A 19667-nucleotide genomic window follows, 5' to 3' on the forward strand; every position below is an offset into this window, starting at 1 on the left:
ATAAATGACCTCTAACATTTATGCAGGCCCTCCTATTGAAAGGAGGGCCTTCGTAGCTATAGCGTCCCTTGTAACTATCGCGTCCCTTGTCTCACTTCTTGCTCTCTGCCGTTTAAGTCTCTATCAGAGTCACCGTATAGCACATGAACGGTACCGTCATTGTTGTTACCGCCGCTGCCTAGGTCTTCAAATGGAACACCTATAACCAGATCATCCTTGTCATCACCATCAAAATCTCCAGCCATCAAGCTGTAGCCAAACTTGTCGTCCTTTTCGACGCTACCAGTGATATTGTTTTTGTTTTGATTGTATTCACGGCTTCCGCTTAATCGTAAACCGTTACCAGAACCAAAGAACACATCCACTTTGCCTCCATTGTCCTTGCCCGCCAAGTCTTCCGTTGGTGAACCAATAGCTAAGTCTTGATAACCATCACCATCAAAGTCTCCGGTCGTTAATGCGAAACCAAACTTATCATCTTTTTCAGCGGAGCCATGCACACCTGATTTGTCTTGATGAATCTCACGAATGCTATTTCTTGAAGGGCCACTGCTTGTGCCTCTGAGCACGAAAGCATTTCCGTCATTATTATTTCCCCCAGAGCCCAAATCCTCGTATGGAACACCAATAACGAGCTCATCAATGGCGTCATTATTAAAATCGCCAGCTGCTAGCGTGTAGCCAAAATGGTCGTTCTTTTCAGCGCTACCAGCGAAACCACTTCTGTCACCATGGTAAAAACGATACTCCATTGTACGAAGACCTTGAGTGGTGCCAAATAATACGACAACCATCCCTTCATCATCACCATCACCTAAATCTTCATATGGCGCGCCAATCGCTAGATCGCCTAGCCCATCACCGTTAAAGTCTCCTGCCGCTAACTCATGTCCAAAACGGTCATCTTTCTCTGCTGCCATGCGCTCTAAACCGGAGCTATTTTGGTGGAATCTACTGATACGCTTCTTGCTTAGCCCATTGCTGGTGCCATAGCTCACATAGACTACGCCGGCATTATCTTTTGAGCCGATGTCTTCATATGGAGAACCGATGGCTAGGTCATCATAGCCATCCCCGTCGAAGTCGTGGCTGGCTAATGCGAAGCCAAACTTGTCTTCTTTTTCTTGCTTACCCTTACTAATATTGGCTTCTTTTAGCAATTGATAGCCTGAAGTAGTGAGTCCTTTGTTGCCCCCATACAGCACAGTGACCATACCAACATTCGATTTCCCATCGATATCTTCATTTGGGGACCCAATGGCAACATCATCAAAACCATCATTGTTAAAATCGCCGCTCGCTAACGCAGAACCGAACAGGTCACCGCCTTCAGTAAACATGCCGGACAATCCGCTAGAGTCTTGGTGAAAGCCTCGGGAACTCAACATACTCAAGCCTTTTGAAGGAAGTGAATCACCTCCGTAAACCACCGTCACTGCGCCGGCGTCATTATCACCATTGATATCCTCAGTCGGGTAACCAACAAGCAGATCAGCCACGCCATCTCCGTTGTAATCACCACTAGAGAATACCTTGCCAAATGAATCGTCCTTTTCAGCTCGCCCACGAACCATGACATCTCGGTTATTCAAATTAAAATCAATAATTTTCCTGTTTTTACCTGCAGAAACGAAATCTCGTAAAACAATGTTCGAACGGCTTCCCTTGTGGTAATGGTTGTAAAGCCAACCTATGGAGTTATGTTTCGCAGTTTTAGCATCATACTCTTTCAAGTTTGTCGAAAAGCCCGTCACGTTTTTGCAAAACAGATTAATACTTAAGGTACATACTGCTTTACTGGCCAGGGTTTCAGCCACACCTTTGAGAATTACCTCCGCCGTGGGAGTAACAATGTGCTGCTCCGTATATAGTCGATTGTTGTTTGTGCTTCGACTCTTAGCTAACTCCGACGAAATCCAATTTCCTATTTTATTAGGGTTTTGATAGATGCTTTCTTTGTAATAGCTTTTTAGACGTTGGCGCGGCCAAAAACTATCCCCACATCCAGACACACCTTTATCAGGTATAATAATTAAGTTTCCGGCTTTAATGAGGTCTTTGTATTTAGATGTTGGTTTTAACTCATTTGTGATTAGGTGCTTTGAGATGGCGTTGTTAGTACACAAGGATTGATAAAAATTATCAGTGTTAGTTACATTACGGACAAATGTAGACTTTATGATGACGATTTCGCCTCGGTTTTCGTCTAAGAACTGGCTTACCTCATTTAAAATATTGTCGATTTTTCCGTAAATAAGCGAGTGAGCGAAGTAATACTCCCCTCGGTCTTCATATATTCTCAAATCTAAAAAGCGAGTACCGGCATTCAACTGCTTTCTTACACTCAAGTCTTGTGTTTCAGACCAGTCTCTTAGTTTCGAAAGTGGGAAATTAACGCCGGCTGCCTTTTTACTATAGTTTTGCGCGTCGTAAGCACCGCTATCGTGGCTCCCCGGAATAACAATATTGTTAAGCGGAGTGTCTCGTCTTGTGTTACTGAAAAGATCCTCCATCCACCTCTCGGTGCTATAACTCAAGGCAGGTTGAGAGTTCAAAGCGAGTATAGCCGTTAAAGCTAATGTCTTTAGTTTCATTTTTCTTAATCCATTAAAGTTCGATATGAGATATTTTTAGCTATGATCATATCTACTATTGAGTACATGACGTCCCATATACGAAGTATTTCCCGTCACTATAGAATGCTTATATCCACATTATTTAAAGGGAACCAACATCTTATTATTGACAACAAGAATAATTAACAAATAAATAATAAGCACAGAGAATGTTAAGATCTTATTTATTCATTAGCAAGCCTATTGCAATGTGAATGTCAGAAAGATTAATAATGACAACCAACTTAATAATAACTGATACTAAAGAGCATAAATTAACAGCCCGCTAAATTAGAGAGGTCTAATTTAAAAGATAATTAAGACTTAACATTAATAATGCTCATCAATGTAAAATCACCTATTAAGCTGCATAATAAGAATGACCATAAAATAGATAGCAACCTAAATATTCAGACAAAAAAAGTGATTTACTAGTCATTAATCAACCTAGACAAGATAATAAGGCTAACAACCAAATAATATTTTGTTACAATCCAACCGATAATTATTACCTTTAAAACCAATACCTTATCACCATAAGTTACATTATTAGCCACGTAAATAGCTTCCCAGTCTATACATATAGGTATTTTATGTTTGGAATAAAACGAATAAAACTAGAAAACCAATCACTTAAAAAGGAACTTGCCGAACTAAAAAAGAAGCATGAATCTGATATTAATGCTCTCAAAATGGAATTAAATAAGTCGCAAAACCTCGCTCAATCGATACATCAACAACATCACAACAGCAGTCAAATGATGTCTAATTGCTTGAAAGGTGGAGATATGCTCAAAACCATTCAAAAAGAGATGGTTGAAAGTGCGAAATCTATGGCTCATGAAAACCAAGAGCTTCAACAGCTGGATGATATGTTTAAACAAACACATCAAGCATTGGTGCGCCTAGACAACCGAGCAATCAAGATCAGCGATCAGGCATCTCAAAGCATTCAATCTGTCGATATATTGGATCATACGGCTGGCGCTATTTCTAACCTGGTATCGACTATCCAAGAGATTTCAGACCAAACTAACCTTTTAGCATTAAACGCTGCTATTGAAGCCGCGCGCGCAGGTGAAGCTGGACGCGGATTTGCAGTCGTCGCTGACGAAGTAAGAACCCTTGCGGGTAAGGCCAGTGAAGCTAGCAAAAAAATTGACTCATTAGTAAAGCAAGTTTTGGGGCAAGTAAACGCGATAAAGACCTCTATTGGAGAGAACCAAGTATGCGCAGAAGAAGTGTCAGCGTCCTCCGCGCAAATAAGCTCTATTGTTAACGAAGTGGTTGTGAAGTCAGAAAACATGAAGCAAGTTATTCATATAGCTTCTACCCGTGCGTTCTTAGACTCGGTAAAACTCGACCACGCTATCTGGAAAAATAATACCTATCGCCTACTCCAAAGCGGTGCTTTTGGTGAAACCATCAATACTCATTCAGAGTGTCGTCTAGGCCAGTGGTATTATCGCGGTGATGGTAAGGCTTACAGTCATATGAGAAGCTATCAACTACTTGAAGAGCCGCATAAACAGGTACATGACAACGGTCGAAAAGCCATGCATCAAGCAGCGTCAGGGAATAAAAAAGGCATAATCACAGCGGTTCAAGCGATGGAAGATGCGAGTATCCAAGTCGTATTCCAAATTGATCGTTTAATGAATGAAATTATAGAAACTGAATCCAATAAAGAAAATGCACGACTTAGTTGGGCGTAACTTGAAGCATAAGTCTCCACAATAAACAAATAACACCCGATCGACTATCCACTCGATGGGGTGTTTTTGTTTGCTGACATAATTCCTTTTGGTAGAATTTTAACCACCTTTACTGACTAAGCTGTCCGAACTTAGGCAGACTCTTCACAAACCTTTGGTGTACATCCATATAAGTTTGCATATAGATTTCATCGATGTACTCGTTACTTGGGAAGCTCGATGAGAAGTCTACGTGTTTACGGTCAATCGATAACTTAGCCGCCTCGATAATATGTGCAATAAACATGCGAGGATCTTCTAAACCAATCGAGATACGCATAGTCGTAGGTTTAATGCCTGCTTCATTAAGTGCCTCGTCGCTCAACTCTGAGTGAGTGGTCAATGCAGGACACAACGCCACCGTATTGGTTTGCCCAAGGCTTACTTGCATACCGATAGCGGGTTCAAGCATATCGAAGAACTGTTTGAACCCATCTCGATTGATTGGTGCACGGTCGCCATTACCTTCCATATCGATAGTAAACAGCGCGGCTGGCAGCCCCAAGTACATGTTATTTTGGCAGTGTTCATAATTATCGCTGTCTGGTAAAGCGGGACATGAAACATTGATGTCTGGGTGAGCATCAAAGATCTTCGCCAACGTCAGTGTATTAATCGTTTTCTGGACCACACGCATCTCATAGGTTTTCATGCCGTTCAGCACTTCAAACGCTTTGTCTGCATCTAAGAATGCACCTTTAATGTAATACACATTCCAGAACAGGGTTTCGTTCCAAGGAATCGTCGCCTCATCGCCATTGGGCTTGGTGAAAGTGACGTCCTCCCCTTTAGGAACAAACATGGTCTCGTTGCGGCCAATCACAACACCTGCTGTGGTGGTGCCAGAACCGGCAAGCTCTTTGGTATACGAGTGAATCACATAATCTGGCCTTTCCATCACATCATCGCGTTTTAATACTGGGTGCAGCAGTGGTGTGCCCACTGTCGAGTCAACAATCACATCCCAACCACGAGAGTGACCGGCTTTACTTATACTCGCAACATCTAATACATAGCCGTGTGGGTTACACGGTGACTCAAGGTAAACGTAGATTTTCTTGCCTACAGCGAGGCGATCAGCATATTTATCGGCAACCTCATCAAGCCGAGTCGCAAACTCATCTCCGGAATAACCATCCACCCACTCTACCGCGACATTCAGATTCGACGGCTTGCCAAACCAATCCTCCAGCAGCTGATAAGAACCGCCGTAGATGTTGCGTGAAGCCAACACAATATCTTCATGACCAAGTAAATGGCTCAACAGCCCATCAATAGCCGCCATACCTGAATTAAAGTTCCATGCGAGGTACTCATTGGCTCTTGAGCCTGCCTCTAGATCAACCATGTGGTTCGCAAGTGAAATCGATGTCGGGTTGAGAAGTCGAGAATAGATATCGTGCAGTGGCTCTTTACCGTTGAATGCGTCTTCAATCCATTCAGTACAGGCAAACAAATAGGTCGCGGTGCGAGTAATGACAGGGCTTGCGGAAAATATAGCCGCCACATTGTCGAAAATCGGATACGCGCCTTTTGAGGCAAAATTACCATTGTTAGTCGCTATGGATTGGTAAGTCGCGCGCATTGGGTTTTGCAGGTTATCGAGGATCTTAGCGATCTGGAACGACAGGAAACGTTTGGCGTTAAACCAAGCGATACGGTCACTCTTATCCAGCTCTGAAAGGCCATCAACCGTCAATGCCCAAAGATCGTGTGTCTTGGTATTAGCTTTGTACAGTGTCGTCGCTAATTCCACCAGCGTGGTGCCGTAATCGCTGCTTGGATCAATACCAAAGTGTTTTGCTTGCTCAATGGCGAGGGTTTCTGCTTGTTCGTGTTTGGTGGTTTTACGTAGGGGGCTAAGTTGCGTTGAAGTATTCATAATTGCTAAGTCATTCCATCCTTGTTGTACCTCCTTTAATTTTAGTGTTACATAGATGTTAAAGATTGCTATTTGCGAAGTAAGACATACACTTTGAGCAATAATATTGCCAACTACGGTTTAATATTGATGGAATATGCCAATGGATGAGATCGACAAAAAGATACTGGCTGAACTGCAAAGCAACGCACGACTCACCAACCAAGAGTTAGCCGACCGCGTAGCGCTTTCTCCCTCCCCTTGTTTACGCCGAGTTCGAGCATTAGAGAAACAAGGGATCATCCGTGGCTATCACGCCAGTGTCGACCAAGAAGCGTGCGGCCTGCCCGTAAATGTGTTTGTGTTGGTGAAGCTTGAAAAGCCGACTGAAGAGAACATGCGAGACTTTGAGCAGCACATTGAAGCGATTGATGAAGTGTTAGAGTGTTTTTTAATGACGGGGAATCACGACTACCTATTGCATGTAGTGAGTGAATCTCTCAAAAGCTACGAGCAGTTTATTCGCAAGCAGTTAACTCGCCTGCCCAATATTGCTTCAATTGAATCCAGCTTCGCGTTTGGACAGGTAAAGACAAAAACCAAGTTACCCGTAAGGTAAGTAAATCCACACTAACGCAAACTGAGAGACCATTTAGCCGTTTGTTTGTGCCATTGCCACAAGTTGCGTCACTTTAAGATCTATTTGTTCTACAACCCCTCTTACAAACTGGGCCCTTTCTCTCTCTGGCAGATCTATTGCACCAGCCAAATTGGGGATAGCCCAATGGAGCCTATGGGGTACGTGAGAGCAAACCAAGTTCACACATCCAACAAACAAGTGACACTGCTCATTACTTGCTTGGTCGCAAAGCGTAATCACGTAGTCAAATTTTTCATTAGTCTTTTTGTATTCAAATACTGTTTTACTCTCGCCAATTATTGCAACGTCAAGCATGTTAGACAACTCATCTAAGAGAACTTGAGGGGTTGGTCCTGGCTCAAAACCACAACAGCTAGCGTGTATCACCCCATTAGATTGCAGCTCGACAATCGCTTTAGCGATAGCCGCTCTTACACCTTTCTTCACGCACACAAACAGAACTTTGACGGGAGTGGCATCCATACTTAAATGACCCTTTTTGTATTGGTTTTCTATATTAAACATAGATATTTAAGGAAGTTTTGCAATAACTCGGCGAACCAAGGGCTATGAGAATGGAACTAGTCAGCACCCATTCTATTCGACAAAAAGGATAAACAAGCCCATAGACAAGATATCTATCCTATATTTTTCATATAACTCCAAAAAATAACATGGAAGTCATTTCAGCATGACCAAGCTATCTTCTATTAGCCCCAAAGTGTTGCTTGTACTCTTTCTCTTGCTTACGTCTTTGACCTACGGCGGCATTTCACTTTATGTACTCTCTAATCACAGCCAATCGACCGTCAAACAACTGCAAAGCGGTAACAGTAGCTTCGAGCTTGAGTCTGCCAAAATTTTTATGGAAAAGTATCTCGAGGTTGCAGAAGACCGCATTGTTTTAGCTTCGCAATACCAAGGGGTCATCGACGCAGTGTCGGTCTCAAATATAGAGCGGCTCTCATTTCATCTTGAGCGATTCAAGGGGCAGAACCAGTCAATGCAATTTGCCGTGCGAGACCGTACCGGCCAGCTGTTGTTTGAAGATACATTTCGTCATCCCGCATCAAAGCAAGAGCAAGCTATCTTTGACGCGATAGCGAATCAGGAAGTCGATGATCGTATCCTTTACCTTTTGCATGATGATGCTAACCATATTTGTATCAAGCTATTTATGCCGTTACTTCAAGGCAGCGATTTCGTAGGCGTGCTATATGGTGAAACCGCTGTCGATTATGATGATTTCTTTGGCTCGTTTGTCACGAACCGAGAGCGTTGGTACGAGCTCAGTCAAATAAGCTCACCGATCGCATCTCTTATTGAAGAAGATAACTCGCATACTCACTCTCATGGCCATCATTCACACATACCAATTAAAAATAAATACAGTGAAGAAGACTGGCTATTGACTCAAACGGCTTTAACAAGAGGTGATTTAGTATTGACTCAAGGGGTAAGCCGCTCTTTTGTTACCAACCAGCTGTTAAGCTTACAGAAGGAGCTGATAAATGGGCTTTTGATTGTATTAGCACTCAGTTCAATTTTAGTGTTTTTTATCGGGCAAAAATTATTCGTTAATCCCCACAAAGAATTGGCTGGTTCCAAAAAGCTCCTAGAGGAATCCAACAAACGACTAGCAGAGCAAGAACGTGAAAGTCACCTTCTTGCCACCGTAGTCAAGACAGCCAGAGATGGCGTTGTGATAACCGATAATAAAGGACGTATTGAGTGGGTAAACAGTGCTTTTGAACGAATGACAGGTTACCGCTTAGACTCCATCAAAGGGTTAAGGCCAGGCTCATTTTTACAAGGTGAAGAGACTTCTGTTAGCACAATAAATCGAATAGGTTCTGCGATTCAACAAGGAAACCAAGTTAAAGCAGAAATATTGAATTACGCGATCGATAAAACGCCCTACTGGATTGATATTGATATCGTACCTTTACGCAACGTGAAAGGTGAAGTTGAACGTTTTATCGCCATTGAACGTGATATCACAGAATTTAAGCAGCTTGAGAAGGAATTAGAAGAACAGGCAAACAATGCTCGCCAGGCGAATGATGCAAAATCACTGTTCTTGGCGACAATGAGCCATGAAATTAGAACTCCAATGAATGGCTTACTGGGTATTCTACAGATGTTGGTAGAAGACTTGGAAAAAGCTGAGCAAAGGGAGGTTCTTCAGTTAGCACTTGACTCAGGCGAGCACTTAATTGCCATTCTTAATGATATTCTAGACTTAGCCAAAATAGAGAATGACAGTTTAGAAATTGATCCACACTCATTCAAAATGTGCGACATCACTAACCCCGTGTTAAACACTTATCAGACCTTATGTTCAGAAAAAGGGATTGAGTTCTCTTTGCGAGATAACAGTAATGCATCCTCTGCCTACAGCGGCGATTCAGTTCGGATCCGACAAGTCATTCTAAATTTAGTTGGGAACGCATTGAAGTTCACAGCGAATGGTTCGATCACTGTCAGTATCAACCCATTAGATCACTCCGCGATGGAATTTACGGTAGAAGATTCAGGTATCGGCATCCAAGCTGAAAGACTGAGCTCAATCTTCAATGAGTTTGAGCAAGCAGACGTCTCAACGACTCGGCATTATGGTGGGACCGGACTTGGGTTGGCAATTTGCCATAAACTTGTGACCTTGATGAACGGTAAACTTATTGTACAAAGCGAGCTTGGTACAGGAAGTAAGTTCAGCTTTGTTATAAACCTACCATCAATTAAGGCCGAAGATGATAAGCATCCAATAACAGAGCAAATCGACCTGTCTCCATTTAAGATTCTAGTGACAGATGACAACAAAATGAACCTTATTATCGCCAAAGGATTCTTGGATAAATTAAACGTTGAGTGCGTTACCTGTAATAGTGGCTATGAGGCTTTAATACACTTAGAAACCGGTCGTTTCAACCTATTTATTATTGATAACCATATGCCGGAAATGAATGGTTTGGAAACGGTTCGAAAAATACGACAAGCTGGACATGACGATCTTGTTATCTTTGGTTGGACTGCCGATATCATGCAAACATCAACTCTAGCTTTCATTGAAGCAGGCGCAAATGAAGTGTTAACGAAACCACTGATTAAGTCAGACTTAGTGGAAGCACTTTCTCGTTACCTCAACCAAATAAAACCCATAGATAGAGCAAGCTAGCCGTCGGTTGCCCTGTATTGGTTATATCTCTTACGGGAATACCAACAAACTCTTTACAAGCGAGAACTTTGTTATGTTTATGGCTAATCGCTAATGCCTTTTTTATATTGGCGCTATTCTTTACACTCCAGCCGTGATACAGACTCTCTTGTGCGTAATGGGCATTTTGTTTTAAGGCTTTTCGGACAGGCTCGGTCACTTCTAACACATCAATAAACGCCTCAATGTCATCACGGATACCATCATTGTTTGCATCCGTACCAGTAAGATACCGAAGATATAAATAAAGGGAGATTAAGGCAAAGTTGTTACCTAAAAACTACTAAACGACTGAGGAAGGCACTGCTCTTCATCCCAATCTGATAGCTCAATGTTGATCAATGATTTGCGCTTCTCATTACACAGTGAAGCGATATTGATGATAGGAAGTTGGCTACGAAACTGGGCGGTGAGTATCACCTTTTTACTTTCGTTAAGGCCGCTTCGGCATTGCGCCAAAATCGTGTCTGTCTCTAGTTGATGTGCGTTCTCGATAACCTGAATATCAGCGTTTTTTTGATAGTAATTTGTGAGCCAAGATATCGCCTGCTCTTCTATGCTGGTAAGCACAATGACATCTTTTGTTGCCATCAAATCGTTGAGTTCAAGTTGTTTGAGTTCCGTTTCCATAAATACTCTCTTCCTCGAGTCAGTAACCATCACATTAAAGTCTGTTGCCCAGTGTCGCCTGTGCCAAATGATAGCCTCTATCTATCATCTCCTTTGAGCGTTCAAACTCTAAGGTGCCACAGGCATTACGTGGGACTTCAAGGGTAATATCGGCAGGATAAGCGGCTAGTTTCTGGCGAGCAATGGTCGACTGCATCGCATCAAACGCTTGGTTGGCAATATCGTAGGCCGCAAAGTTAAAGCTCATTTTACTTTTAACGTTATTACCTAGGTTATCGATAAAGTTCGCAACCTTATCGTGCAGGTTACTCTCTTTTGTCGGCAGAGAAAGAGGTGTCACTTCCTGCTTAAGTATTTCAGGTTCGCCACCTAAGTTCACAGCCAGCGTCACGTCTGTGTTATCGCCGAAGGTAGGTGCAATCGGTACAGGATTAAGCACTCCGCCATCAATAAGTTCTTCACCATTGATGACATGAGGTGTGAAGAACAGTGGCAGAGAGATAGAAGCGCGAATGGCATCAAAAAGAGAACCGGACTTCAGCCAAACCTCTTTTTCTTCAGCGACATTAGCAGCAACGGCGGTATAAGGAATAGGCAGCTCTTCAATAGCAATCTCACCGATTAACTGACGTAGAGAGTCTATGATCTTATCCCCTTTGAACATCCCGCTCGATTGCCATGAAAAGTCCAACAGCATAGTCATATCTGATTGGTCGATACTGGTGATCCACTCTTCGAATTCGTCCAACTTACCCGCCGCGTAAACCCCACCAATAAGCGCGCCAATTGAACAGCCAGAGATAGATTTGATCTCATAGCCATGTTCAATGAGCCAGCGGATAACGCCAACATGAACCAAGCCTCTTGCGCCACCACTACCCAGTACCAATGAGATCGTTTTTGCCATCGTACTAATCCTTTAATTCATCAGCTCTTCAAAGCCTTACGTAAAAAGTATATCACTTTGTATAACCATACACAGCGTAATGATATAAAAACTGCCTCACCTATACGCTTAAATGTGTTAGCAGAAAATGAGTCATTCCAGCAAGCCTAAGCGCGGCCAGGAATCTGGTTTCCGCGAGCGCTGATACAAAAAAGTCGCCCACTTAAAAGCGAGCGACCTATGGTGACTATTCTGTTTCCAAGCTTCATTCAGTTCGTGAGCTCATTCTGCTTATGGAAACGGAGAGCTACAACACGCGTAAGCACTCTTCTGGCGACAAGCTCAAGAGTGTATTGGCGAAGTTGATCTTCTCGTCACGCCACCTCAACGCAGCTTCTCGACCGTCTTGTGAATGTCGGTCAGCTTCAAAGTAGCTTTTTCGTGGTAGTCCGTTTGCTGGCGTCATCACCATAGATTGCTCATTCAAGCGAATCGTAAATAGGAACTGACCACGCTGCCCTGTTTGCGCTGCTGGGTGGTGCAATGTGGTATCACAACAATAACGTTTATCACGCAGTGCACGGCATGTGTACTCAAAGGCATCTTGTGCACCACGTCCAGGGAACGCGGTATAAATGCTGATGCCATCACGTTGCAAAGACTGGTCACCCGCCGCGAGTTGCACCGCGTGTTGGATCATCCTAAAGCCTAGAACCACACCACCAATGCTGTTCAATCCACTGTATTGAATTGCGCCTTCTAAGCTCAGGTGAAGTTTGTCTTCTCCTTCATAGAGAAAGAGATCAGGCGATGCCCAATCGCTCTTTGGAATAAGCAGTTGAGTAATATCCGAGTGTTCCATGTTGGTCTCCGCAACAATGAGTATGTTTGAGACAACAAAATAACGTAATGAGAATTATTATCAATAAATTTAATTCAAAACGTTGCTATCAGACGGATTTACATTTAGCTTTGGCAAAACTCATAACAACAGCTGCCTTTCTTCCTTTGGATTACTAAAAGTTGCCTTCTAGCGTATACCTTGGTCTCAAGCGTATCGTTTACTTTTCAGACAGCTTCACCATCAAACCACACCCAAGACTTCTAGCCAGTAATAATCGATAGACTTTAACGGATGCTTTAGCGCCAAGCATTTCTTGTTAGATATTCGTTTATTACCCATTAAGTTCATCGTCTACAAACAAGCTTCCCCATCCAAGTTACAGGCTTTCATTCTAGTGCCTTCATCCTACGACTAATGTCTAACTGCCTGACTCTATTTGTTTTTTTGGGTTTGGTATAAGGTACTAGCAACTGAATGTTAATGACTTTTTAAATTTAAGTTGATGCATTGTTTACATCACTAAATGAGTCATCACATTCTGTGTAGAAGAAAAAGATATAACTAACTACTCCGCTCAATCTTGGTGTCGTGAGTAAATGACGTTTGTTGGAACAACACACCTTAGAGTGTGAAAGAAAGGAATCAAAATGAGCAGTACTTTAGAGTCCGTAAATATACCAAGAGAGGAGCCTCAGACCCATGAGGACGAACTCTCCTATGAACAACAACACAAACCAAGCTCAGAGTTTGAAACCCGAGAACAGTATCTAGAGCACGAATTACAAATCATGTCGCCTAAGCGCTGGCGTCCAAATTTACCGTTTAAAGATTATCGATTTGAGATAGAAGACACCATCCCTGCCATGGCCGCGACTATTGGCAAAGTGGTTATGGTGGGCGCGATTGCAGCCACCTTTGCTGGTGCTCTCGGGTTAAATGAAGACTTCATTCTAGAAAACGTTCGATACGAACTCCTTATCGCCTCTGTCTTCATCATTCTTTTCTCTGGCTTTCTACTACCAACGGCTAACCTCGCAGGTACACATGGCCCACTTATTCCTTTGATCCCTATCGTGGTTGCTGCTGGCGGTCACCCAATGGCCTTTGGCTTGCTGATTGGCGCATTTGGCTTGCTGTTAGCCATCAGTAAAGGCGGCAGTATGTTGGCTAACCTCACCAGTAAAGGTGTGTGTGGCGGATTGTTGCTCTACCTTGGCTTCGTGGGCACAGCTTCTCAAGTGAAAAAGCTGTTCGCTTGGGCAGAAGGCATCGGCATGAGCCACATCGCTTTTGTGGTGATCTTCTGCACCATTATTCTGTATGCGCTATTGGAACACTTCCGTAAACGTTGGTTAGCTGTACCTCTTAGCTGCTTGCTAGGTGGTACGATTGCATTTGCCATGGGTGCCCCATTCGCTTTCCACACAGAGCCGGGCCTACCGAACATGAACCCTATGTATTGGTGGGGAGAAAATACCGGTTGGATGCTTGGCCTACCGACGATTGAGCACTTCATGGTAGTACTGCCGTTCGCGATTCTTGCGGTAGCGATGTGGTCACCAGACTTCTTAGGGCATCAAGTATTCCAAAAGATCAGCTACCCAGAGCGCACTGAAAAAGTACACATGAACATTGATGACACCATGACCACAGCGTCTATTCGTCAAACATTCGGCTCGCTACTTGGTGGTACGAACTTTACCTCTTCATGGGGTACTTACATCGTACCTGCAGCGATTGCTAAGCGCCCTATTCCGGCAGGTGCTTTGCTGACGGCTCTGTTCTGTATCATCGCAGCGGTTTGGGGCTACCCGATGGATTTAGCTATCTGGCAACCGGTACTGTGTGTCGCTCTGATTGTAGGTGTATTCGTTCCACTGCTAGAAGCGGGAATGGAGATGACACGTGAAGGAAAAACCACTCAATCAGCAGCGATTGTTGTGTTCTCATCAGCACTTGTGAACCCAGCATTTGGTTGGTCTCTCACCATGCTGTTAGACAACTTAGGCTTAGTTGGCTGTAAAGAACGTAGTGGTGAACTGAGTAAGATGAGCCGTTGGGTACTACCGGGCATTATGTTTGTTGTTCTAACAAGCGTGATGGCGTTGGTTGGCCTTCTACCAGGTATCCCAGCGATTATCCCAAGCTTTCGTTAAGCTCGGTTAATACTAAACTTCAATACAAAGGCCTCGCAAATGCGAGGCCTTAGTTTATATAGCAAGGGTTATAACCGCCCTACTTTACTGAATTTAATCCATTCGGGTAATGAAGGTTTGTTCATCATCAACAAAAGCCACGTAGTCGCCGTGATAGATGAACACTCTCCCACGACCTTCAACGATACAGGCCAGCTGCGGGTTCAAATCTTCTTCAAGATCTTTACTCTGGTAGGTGCCAGTATCAGTGACGACACCGCGAAGTGTCGGCAAAAAACCATAGCTACGCTTGGCTTGGTCAATCAAACTCAATTCACTGTTACTAGAAAAGTACGATGGGATTGGGCCAGCATCTTCGATAAACATCGGTTTTAGTTCTTCAAAGGCGGTAATCACCAGCCAGTCGATGCCGTTTACATGATGGATAAACATAGTGGTTCTCGATATTTCTAATGCAGAGATTCTATCACTATCAACGTCAGAACGTAGGAGAAATTGAGTTTCACTCGGAACACAAGAATGCCCTGCAATCGCGAGACATCAGTTTTTCTATCGAACTGTTACAGCGATCCTTTAACAACTACAGCGCATTCTCGAACTTCACTGGCTTCACCGCTTTCATCAACGTTCTGTTGAACAGGACCAGAGCCTCTTCCTCAAATGAAGTTCACCGACCTGTTTAGATTAACGTTCGAGGGGGAGAACATTCTTTGTCGCTCAATGTATCTCAGCACACATAACGATCAGTATTAAGTTCCTCCCCTTTCCCATTACCAACAAGAGATTAGAGATGTAAACCAAGGGGAGGTGAGGAGGGGATTTATAGCCGATTCTCACATATATCTGCCACTTTGTTTTGTTTGCCCTACAAAACACAAAAAAGGCCTCGCACACGCGAGGCCTTCGTTTTTCTATAGAGTGATTACAACCGCCCTACTTCACTGACTTGACCGATGTCACCAACGTTGTGTTGAACGGCTGTGGTTGTTCAAGTTGCCTTAGCATTAGTAAATGGTCTGAGCCTTCAATGTAAGATGCTTTGACTCTTGATAAGAGTCGCTATTGATTCTGTAGCTTATGGAACCCATTAATTCGCTGATGGAGCTCCGTGCCCATAGTCAAAGATACCGATAGGCTAATCAAAGCAATCACTGCTCCTGTAACAAACACCCATTGATAACCAGACATCCAAATTATTCCCAACAAAAATGGCAAGAACACCGCTGCAATATGATTAATGGTGAACGACAGACTCGCCGTTGAAGCCACCTCATCTTCCCTAATTGTCTTTTTAAAGTAGGCATTTAAAGCGATCGCAAAACTAAAAATAATACTATCGACAACATACAGCCCTGCCGCCGCATAATGATCATCCACAAATGCGTAGGATAAGAACACCAACACTAACGCAGCATACTCAATGATCAGCGCTAACTTCTCGCCTACTCTATCGATTAAGCGCCCAACATAAGGCAAAGCAAGCGTCGCAGCTAAGCTAGAGACCATAAACAGCGCAGCCATCATTGGGACGGTGTAATGAAACTTGGTCACCATCAGCAAGCCAGCAAATGCCACAAAGATTTGTCTTCTTGCCCCACTCAAAAAGGTCAGAATGTAATAGGTTGTGTACTCACGCCGTATAACGAGTTTGGTGTGTTGCTTGACCTCTGTGGGAGTATCTCGAAACGTGATTAGATAAACTGCCAGTGAGAAACATATTAGGCCACAAGTAAAGAAGATGACCTTATCTGAAACGTCAAACAGATAGCTCGCGACCATAATACCTAGAAACGTCACCATGGAGAAAAGTGACGCAGCAGAGCGAATCTTTCCCATTGATTCACTAAAATTCTCAGTTGCTAACAATTGAGTCGAGAGTGATTTGTTTACCGCTTCTAGATAATGGAAACCGATAGACATGATTGTCGTGCTAAAATAGAAGCCATAAATCGAAGGCAAATACCCAGTCACTGCAACGCCCAGCCCTAATGTTGCAACTGACAATACCGCGACTCTCTGTTCTGAAGCGATGAACAACAGAAACAGCACAGTAAATGAAAGCAAGCCAGGAATTTCTCTAACGCTCTGCAGTACACCCACGTCAGCCCCTGTCATACCAACAGTGTCGACAGCGAAGTTGTTCATCACAACTCGCCACCCCGTATTCGCTATCACCGATGCAATCGCGATAATAACCAACATCGCGAATGAGCTCCGCGATGTTAAAAGTCTAAGCCAGAGAGTCATTTAAGCCGCCGATTCGAAAAGAAAGTCTTGAATATGATCACGCATAAATAAAGCCATAGAAGAGAGGTCTTCCCATGTTTCTTTATTCGTGTGAGTGATGCACTCAACAAAAACTTTGCTTAAGTGTGGCTCAGCATGTAACCAGCGACTGACACACTGCCCGGTATAAGAGACATGCTGCATTTCATCTTCTAAGATTTTTTGAATCGTTGGACGCATTTGTTTCATGTAATCATCGTCAGACTCATCGATGATCGCCAAATGCAGCAACAATAAACGCCATGAGCGTATTTCAATAGAGTGAACCCTAAACAGAAACGTCTTGATCTCATCGTCAAAGTTCATGACTTTATCTAACTCATATTGAACCTCATGTTCATGTGTTTCTGTCTCATAGCCGGTCAAAGGAATAAGGCTGGCAAACAACGTAGAGTGATTCATTTCATCATTATAATGACGCAACATAAGCGGCCTTAGCTCATCATCAGCATACCGCTCAGCAATCATTCGTAACCTTGCCGCACCTTTGGCTTCATCTATCGCATTGTGCAAAAGGTAGTAAGCCATCATCTTTTTATTTTGAAAAATAGTTCGAGCCAAGCCATTCATCATCTCAGACGTGAAAGACAAATCAGATACCAAATACTGCTCGATGCAATCTTTATATTCTTTTGAAAGACTCACGCCTTTGTCATCAAATAAACCATAGAGACTATTTTGTATATTATTCATAAACCATTCCTTTCCTCAGCAGACATCTTCAACAAGACACTCTCTCGAGTGCCTCATTGAGGGGTAGCAAGCTAATTAGCGAGACTCTTTTTTGTTGTGTTCTGACGGGGCTGGATTCGGTTCAAAGGCAGCATTTGATCGCACCAGTCTTGGTGGTTGGCTAGTGATGTCTTGCTTCTTAAGCTTTAGCGATAAAGCCGCTATTAGTTTTCCGTTCATATTCAGATCCTCAAAAATAATGTTATGTTCCTAGCTCAGTAGCGATATGCAACTAATACCGAGAACACAGAGACAATACAGATCGTTAACAAGTTGTTACATGATCATTTTTAGAATGTTATTTTTTGGGATTGATACGTATTCAGATAACTTTTAATTAATTAAGAAATTCATTTGAGGTGATTATTTACTGCAGGTGATGAGAACTCTTCCGCTTCACTGTAGAGTTCAAAAACCGTATCGGCGACCAACCGTGCTTTAGGTAAAACTTGCTGAACTAGCTCAGTCAGTGATAACGCCCGAGTCAAACGATTGAACAGCTTACCACCTAGCTTTGATTCGAGTTGTCAGCTCTTACGGCTGACCGTTGTTGTAGGAACATTGAGTTCACGTGCCGCCTGAGCAAAACTGCCCAACTCAACGACTTTCGCTAATAGTAGTCACGACGATATCTCTTTCGTCTACCCTCTCCAGCCATCCCGCATTTGGGGTGTTGAAACTCAAATTAACCATCTAATCAACATAAATGGGATTAGCTATAGTTTGTTCATACCAACAACAGTGCTCGACACAACACCGTCACCATACTGATGTAGCTCAAACACGCATGCCTGTGTAAATAAATAAGTGCTTTCTGAGCGTATATAGATCGGAAAGATTTTCAAAATCAAGAATAAAACTTGGAACCCAAATGAGGGTGAGTAATAACGTAAGCCCAAACATCGCTCGCCAGTGTTAATCAAATAGAATATTGGCACATTTTATTCGGCCAAATAAAAGAAACAATTAGCCGATATATCTCAATACTTATTACTTAGAGTATCGAATTAGGGCAAATGCAAGACGAAAATGGAGAGTGGATTTTTATAAGGCTTTGGTTAAAGAAAGAATTGAGTCGTTATTAACCACACATCATCCGCAGGAGTTGGGTTATGGCAAAAGGGCCTAAATTTGCCTATGGAGTAACAATACGAATAAGGTTCGCTTTTAGGTATTCCAAGAACAGCGATAACCTATAAGGCACATGTTTACGTGTAGGATACATTCCATAAATATTTACGATTGGAAATTCCGCAACGTTTTCTATTTTGATTAAGTCGCCATTGATGATGTGTGTATTAACAAATACGCTTGGTATCATGGCTATGCCCATTCCGTCCACAGTCGCTTGGATTAAGGTGTTTGTGTCTGAGATGACCGCAACCCACTGCTGTCGATACGAAAGGCTTTTACCATCGACAGTAAGCATCCAATAATCGCCATCTCTTGAGCTGCCCATATGTAGACAGTCATGATTTTTTAGATCGCTGTAGTTAGAAGGCACGTGATGCGCGTCTATGTATGATGGGGCTGCATACAAACCAAACTCCGACTCCCCGAGCTTGGTTGCAATGTAAGATGAATCTTGTAACTCGAATGCGAATCGAATACTGAGGTCGATCTCTTCCTCAATCAGATTTGACTTACTGTTAGATAAGGCGAGATCAAATCGAATCCCAGAATATTCTGCTCGAAAATCTTTAATGGCCTTCATTAGAAAAGGGCCCATTGCATCGGGAGCAGACAGGCGAATAAGACCTTCAGGGTTATTCTGATGGGCGGTGGTTAGCGAGTCTTCTAATTGCTCTATCTGGCTCAATACTGTTTGCGCACCTTCATAATAGGCTTTTCCTCCAGGGGTAAGGTGCATACTGCGTGTTGTACGATTCAAAAGTCTAAATCCCAACGATTCCTCCATAGCGGCAATATGTCTGCCGACTATTGCTGGGGTAATACCTAATGCTTTGGCCGCTTTAGAAAAGCTGCCTCTATCGACAACCGTACAAAATAGCTGCATATTCCGATACTTATCCATTTGATACCTAT

15 protein-coding genes and 2 pseudogenes are annotated in these 19667 nt (G+C 43.1%); 4 read left to right on the forward strand and 13 right to left on the reverse strand.

Annotation, left to right across the window (positions count from 1 at the left end; genetic code table 11):
- Nucleotides 1-74: 74 nt before the first annotated feature.
- Nucleotides 75-2594, reverse strand: coding sequence for an FG-GAP-like repeat-containing protein (locus F0232_RS11365; RefSeq protein ID WP_061031563.1), 2520 nt, complete (start codon nt 2592-2594; stop codon nt 75-77).
- A gap of 614 nt (nt 2595-3208) precedes the next feature.
- Between F0232_RS11365 and F0232_RS11370 the strand changes: the two genes are divergently transcribed.
- Nucleotides 3209-4330 (forward strand): methyl-accepting chemotaxis protein, encoded by a 1122-nt coding sequence (locus F0232_RS11370; RefSeq protein WP_171750788.1) that lies wholly within the window; start codon nt 3209-3211, stop codon nt 4328-4330.
- A gap of 109 nt (nt 4331-4439) precedes the next feature.
- Here F0232_RS11370 and F0232_RS11375 read toward each other — a convergent pair whose 3' ends face one another.
- Nucleotides 4440-6251, reverse strand: a complete 1812-nt coding sequence (locus tag F0232_RS11375; protein ID WP_061031565.1) for a PLP-dependent aspartate aminotransferase family protein — start codon at nt 6249-6251, stop codon at nt 4440-4442.
- 142 nt (nt 6252-6393) lie between these two features.
- Between F0232_RS11375 and F0232_RS11380 the strand changes: the two genes are divergently transcribed.
- Complete coding sequence (locus tag F0232_RS11380) at nt 6394-6849, forward strand: Lrp/AsnC family transcriptional regulator (RefSeq protein WP_032548816.1); 456 nt, start codon at nt 6394-6396, stop codon at nt 6847-6849.
- A 33-nt stretch (nt 6850-6882) separates the two neighbouring features.
- Here the strand turns inward: F0232_RS11380 and F0232_RS11385 are convergent, their stop codons facing one another.
- Entirely contained in the window at nt 6883-7353 is a 471-nt protein-coding gene (locus tag F0232_RS11385) for an arsenate reductase (protein WP_061031566.1), read from the reverse strand.
- Nucleotides 7354-7561: 208 nt separating this feature from the next.
- Here F0232_RS11385 and F0232_RS11390 point away from each other — a divergent pair, with 208 nt between their 5' ends.
- Nucleotides 7562-10048 (forward strand): ATP-binding protein, encoded by a 2487-nt coding sequence (locus tag F0232_RS11390; RefSeq protein ID WP_061031567.1) that lies wholly within the window; start codon nt 7562-7564, stop codon nt 10046-10048.
- Nucleotides 10049-10055: 7 nt separating this feature from the next.
- On the opposite strand, the pseudogene F0232_RS25050 reads toward F0232_RS11390, so the two are convergent.
- The 4 genes and pseudogenes from F0232_RS25050 to F0232_RS11405 form a co-directional block, all read right to left on the reverse strand.
- Nucleotides 10056-10316 (reverse strand): annotated as a pseudogene (locus tag F0232_RS25050) (chromosome partitioning protein ParA); the annotation flags it as partial.
- A 44-nt stretch (nt 10317-10360) separates the two neighbouring features.
- Nucleotides 10361-10717, reverse strand: coding sequence for a hypothetical protein (locus tag F0232_RS11395; RefSeq protein ID WP_061031568.1), 357 nt, complete (start codon nt 10715-10717; stop codon nt 10361-10363).
- Between the two features lie 34 nt (nt 10718-10751).
- Complete coding sequence (locus F0232_RS11400; protein WP_061031569.1) at nt 10752-11624, reverse strand: patatin-like phospholipase family protein; 873 nt, start codon at nt 11622-11624, stop codon at nt 10752-10754.
- A gap of 286 nt (nt 11625-11910) precedes the next feature.
- Nucleotides 11911-12465 (reverse strand): hypothetical protein, encoded by a 555-nt coding sequence (locus F0232_RS11405; protein ID WP_105056965.1) that lies wholly within the window; start codon nt 12463-12465, stop codon nt 11911-11913.
- A gap of 629 nt (nt 12466-13094) precedes the next feature.
- Between F0232_RS11405 and F0232_RS11410 the strand changes: the two genes are divergently transcribed.
- Nucleotides 13095-14603 (forward strand): DUF3360 domain-containing protein, encoded by a 1509-nt coding sequence (locus F0232_RS11410; RefSeq protein WP_061031571.1) that lies wholly within the window; start codon nt 13095-13097, stop codon nt 14601-14603.
- A gap of 93 nt (nt 14604-14696) precedes the next feature.
- Here the strand turns inward: F0232_RS11410 and F0232_RS11415 are convergent, their stop codons facing one another.
- From F0232_RS11415 to F0232_RS11440, 6 genes and pseudogenes are all read right to left on the reverse strand, one after another.
- The gene (locus F0232_RS11415; protein WP_061031572.1) at nt 14697-15035 is read right to left on the reverse strand and encodes a hypothetical protein; all 339 of its coding nucleotides are present in this window, start codon (nt 15033-15035) and stop codon (nt 14697-14699) included.
- Between the two features lie 627 nt (nt 15036-15662).
- Nucleotides 15663-16805 carry an MFS transporter gene (locus F0232_RS11420; RefSeq protein ID WP_105059372.1) on the reverse strand — a complete coding sequence of 381 codons (1143 nt, stop codon included), beginning with the start codon at nt 16803-16805 and terminating at the stop codon, nt 15663-15665.
- Between the two features lie 45 nt (nt 16806-16850).
- Nucleotides 16851-17582, reverse strand: a complete 732-nt coding sequence (locus tag F0232_RS11425) for a GTPase (protein ID WP_105059371.1) — start codon at nt 17580-17582, stop codon at nt 16851-16853.
- A gap of 75 nt (nt 17583-17657) precedes the next feature.
- Nucleotides 17658-17801: a hypothetical protein gene (locus tag F0232_RS11430; protein ID WP_155647293.1), complete on the reverse strand. Its 144-nt coding sequence runs from the start codon at nt 17799-17801 to the stop codon at nt 17658-17660.
- 347 nt (nt 17802-18148) lie between these two features.
- Nucleotides 18149-18226 (reverse strand): annotated as a pseudogene (locus F0232_RS25185) (hypothetical protein); the annotation flags it as partial.
- A 530-nt stretch (nt 18227-18756) separates the two neighbouring features.
- Nucleotides 18757-19656 carry a LysR family transcriptional regulator gene (locus tag F0232_RS11440; protein WP_171730571.1) on the reverse strand — a complete coding sequence of 300 codons (900 nt, stop codon included), beginning with the start codon at nt 19654-19656 and terminating at the stop codon, nt 18757-18759.
- Nucleotides 19657-19667 lie beyond the last annotated feature (11 nt).

The organism is Vibrio sp. T3Y01 (assembly GCF_013114525.1).
Taxonomy (GTDB): domain Bacteria; phylum Pseudomonadota; class Gammaproteobacteria; order Enterobacterales; family Vibrionaceae; genus Vibrio; species Vibrio chagasii_B.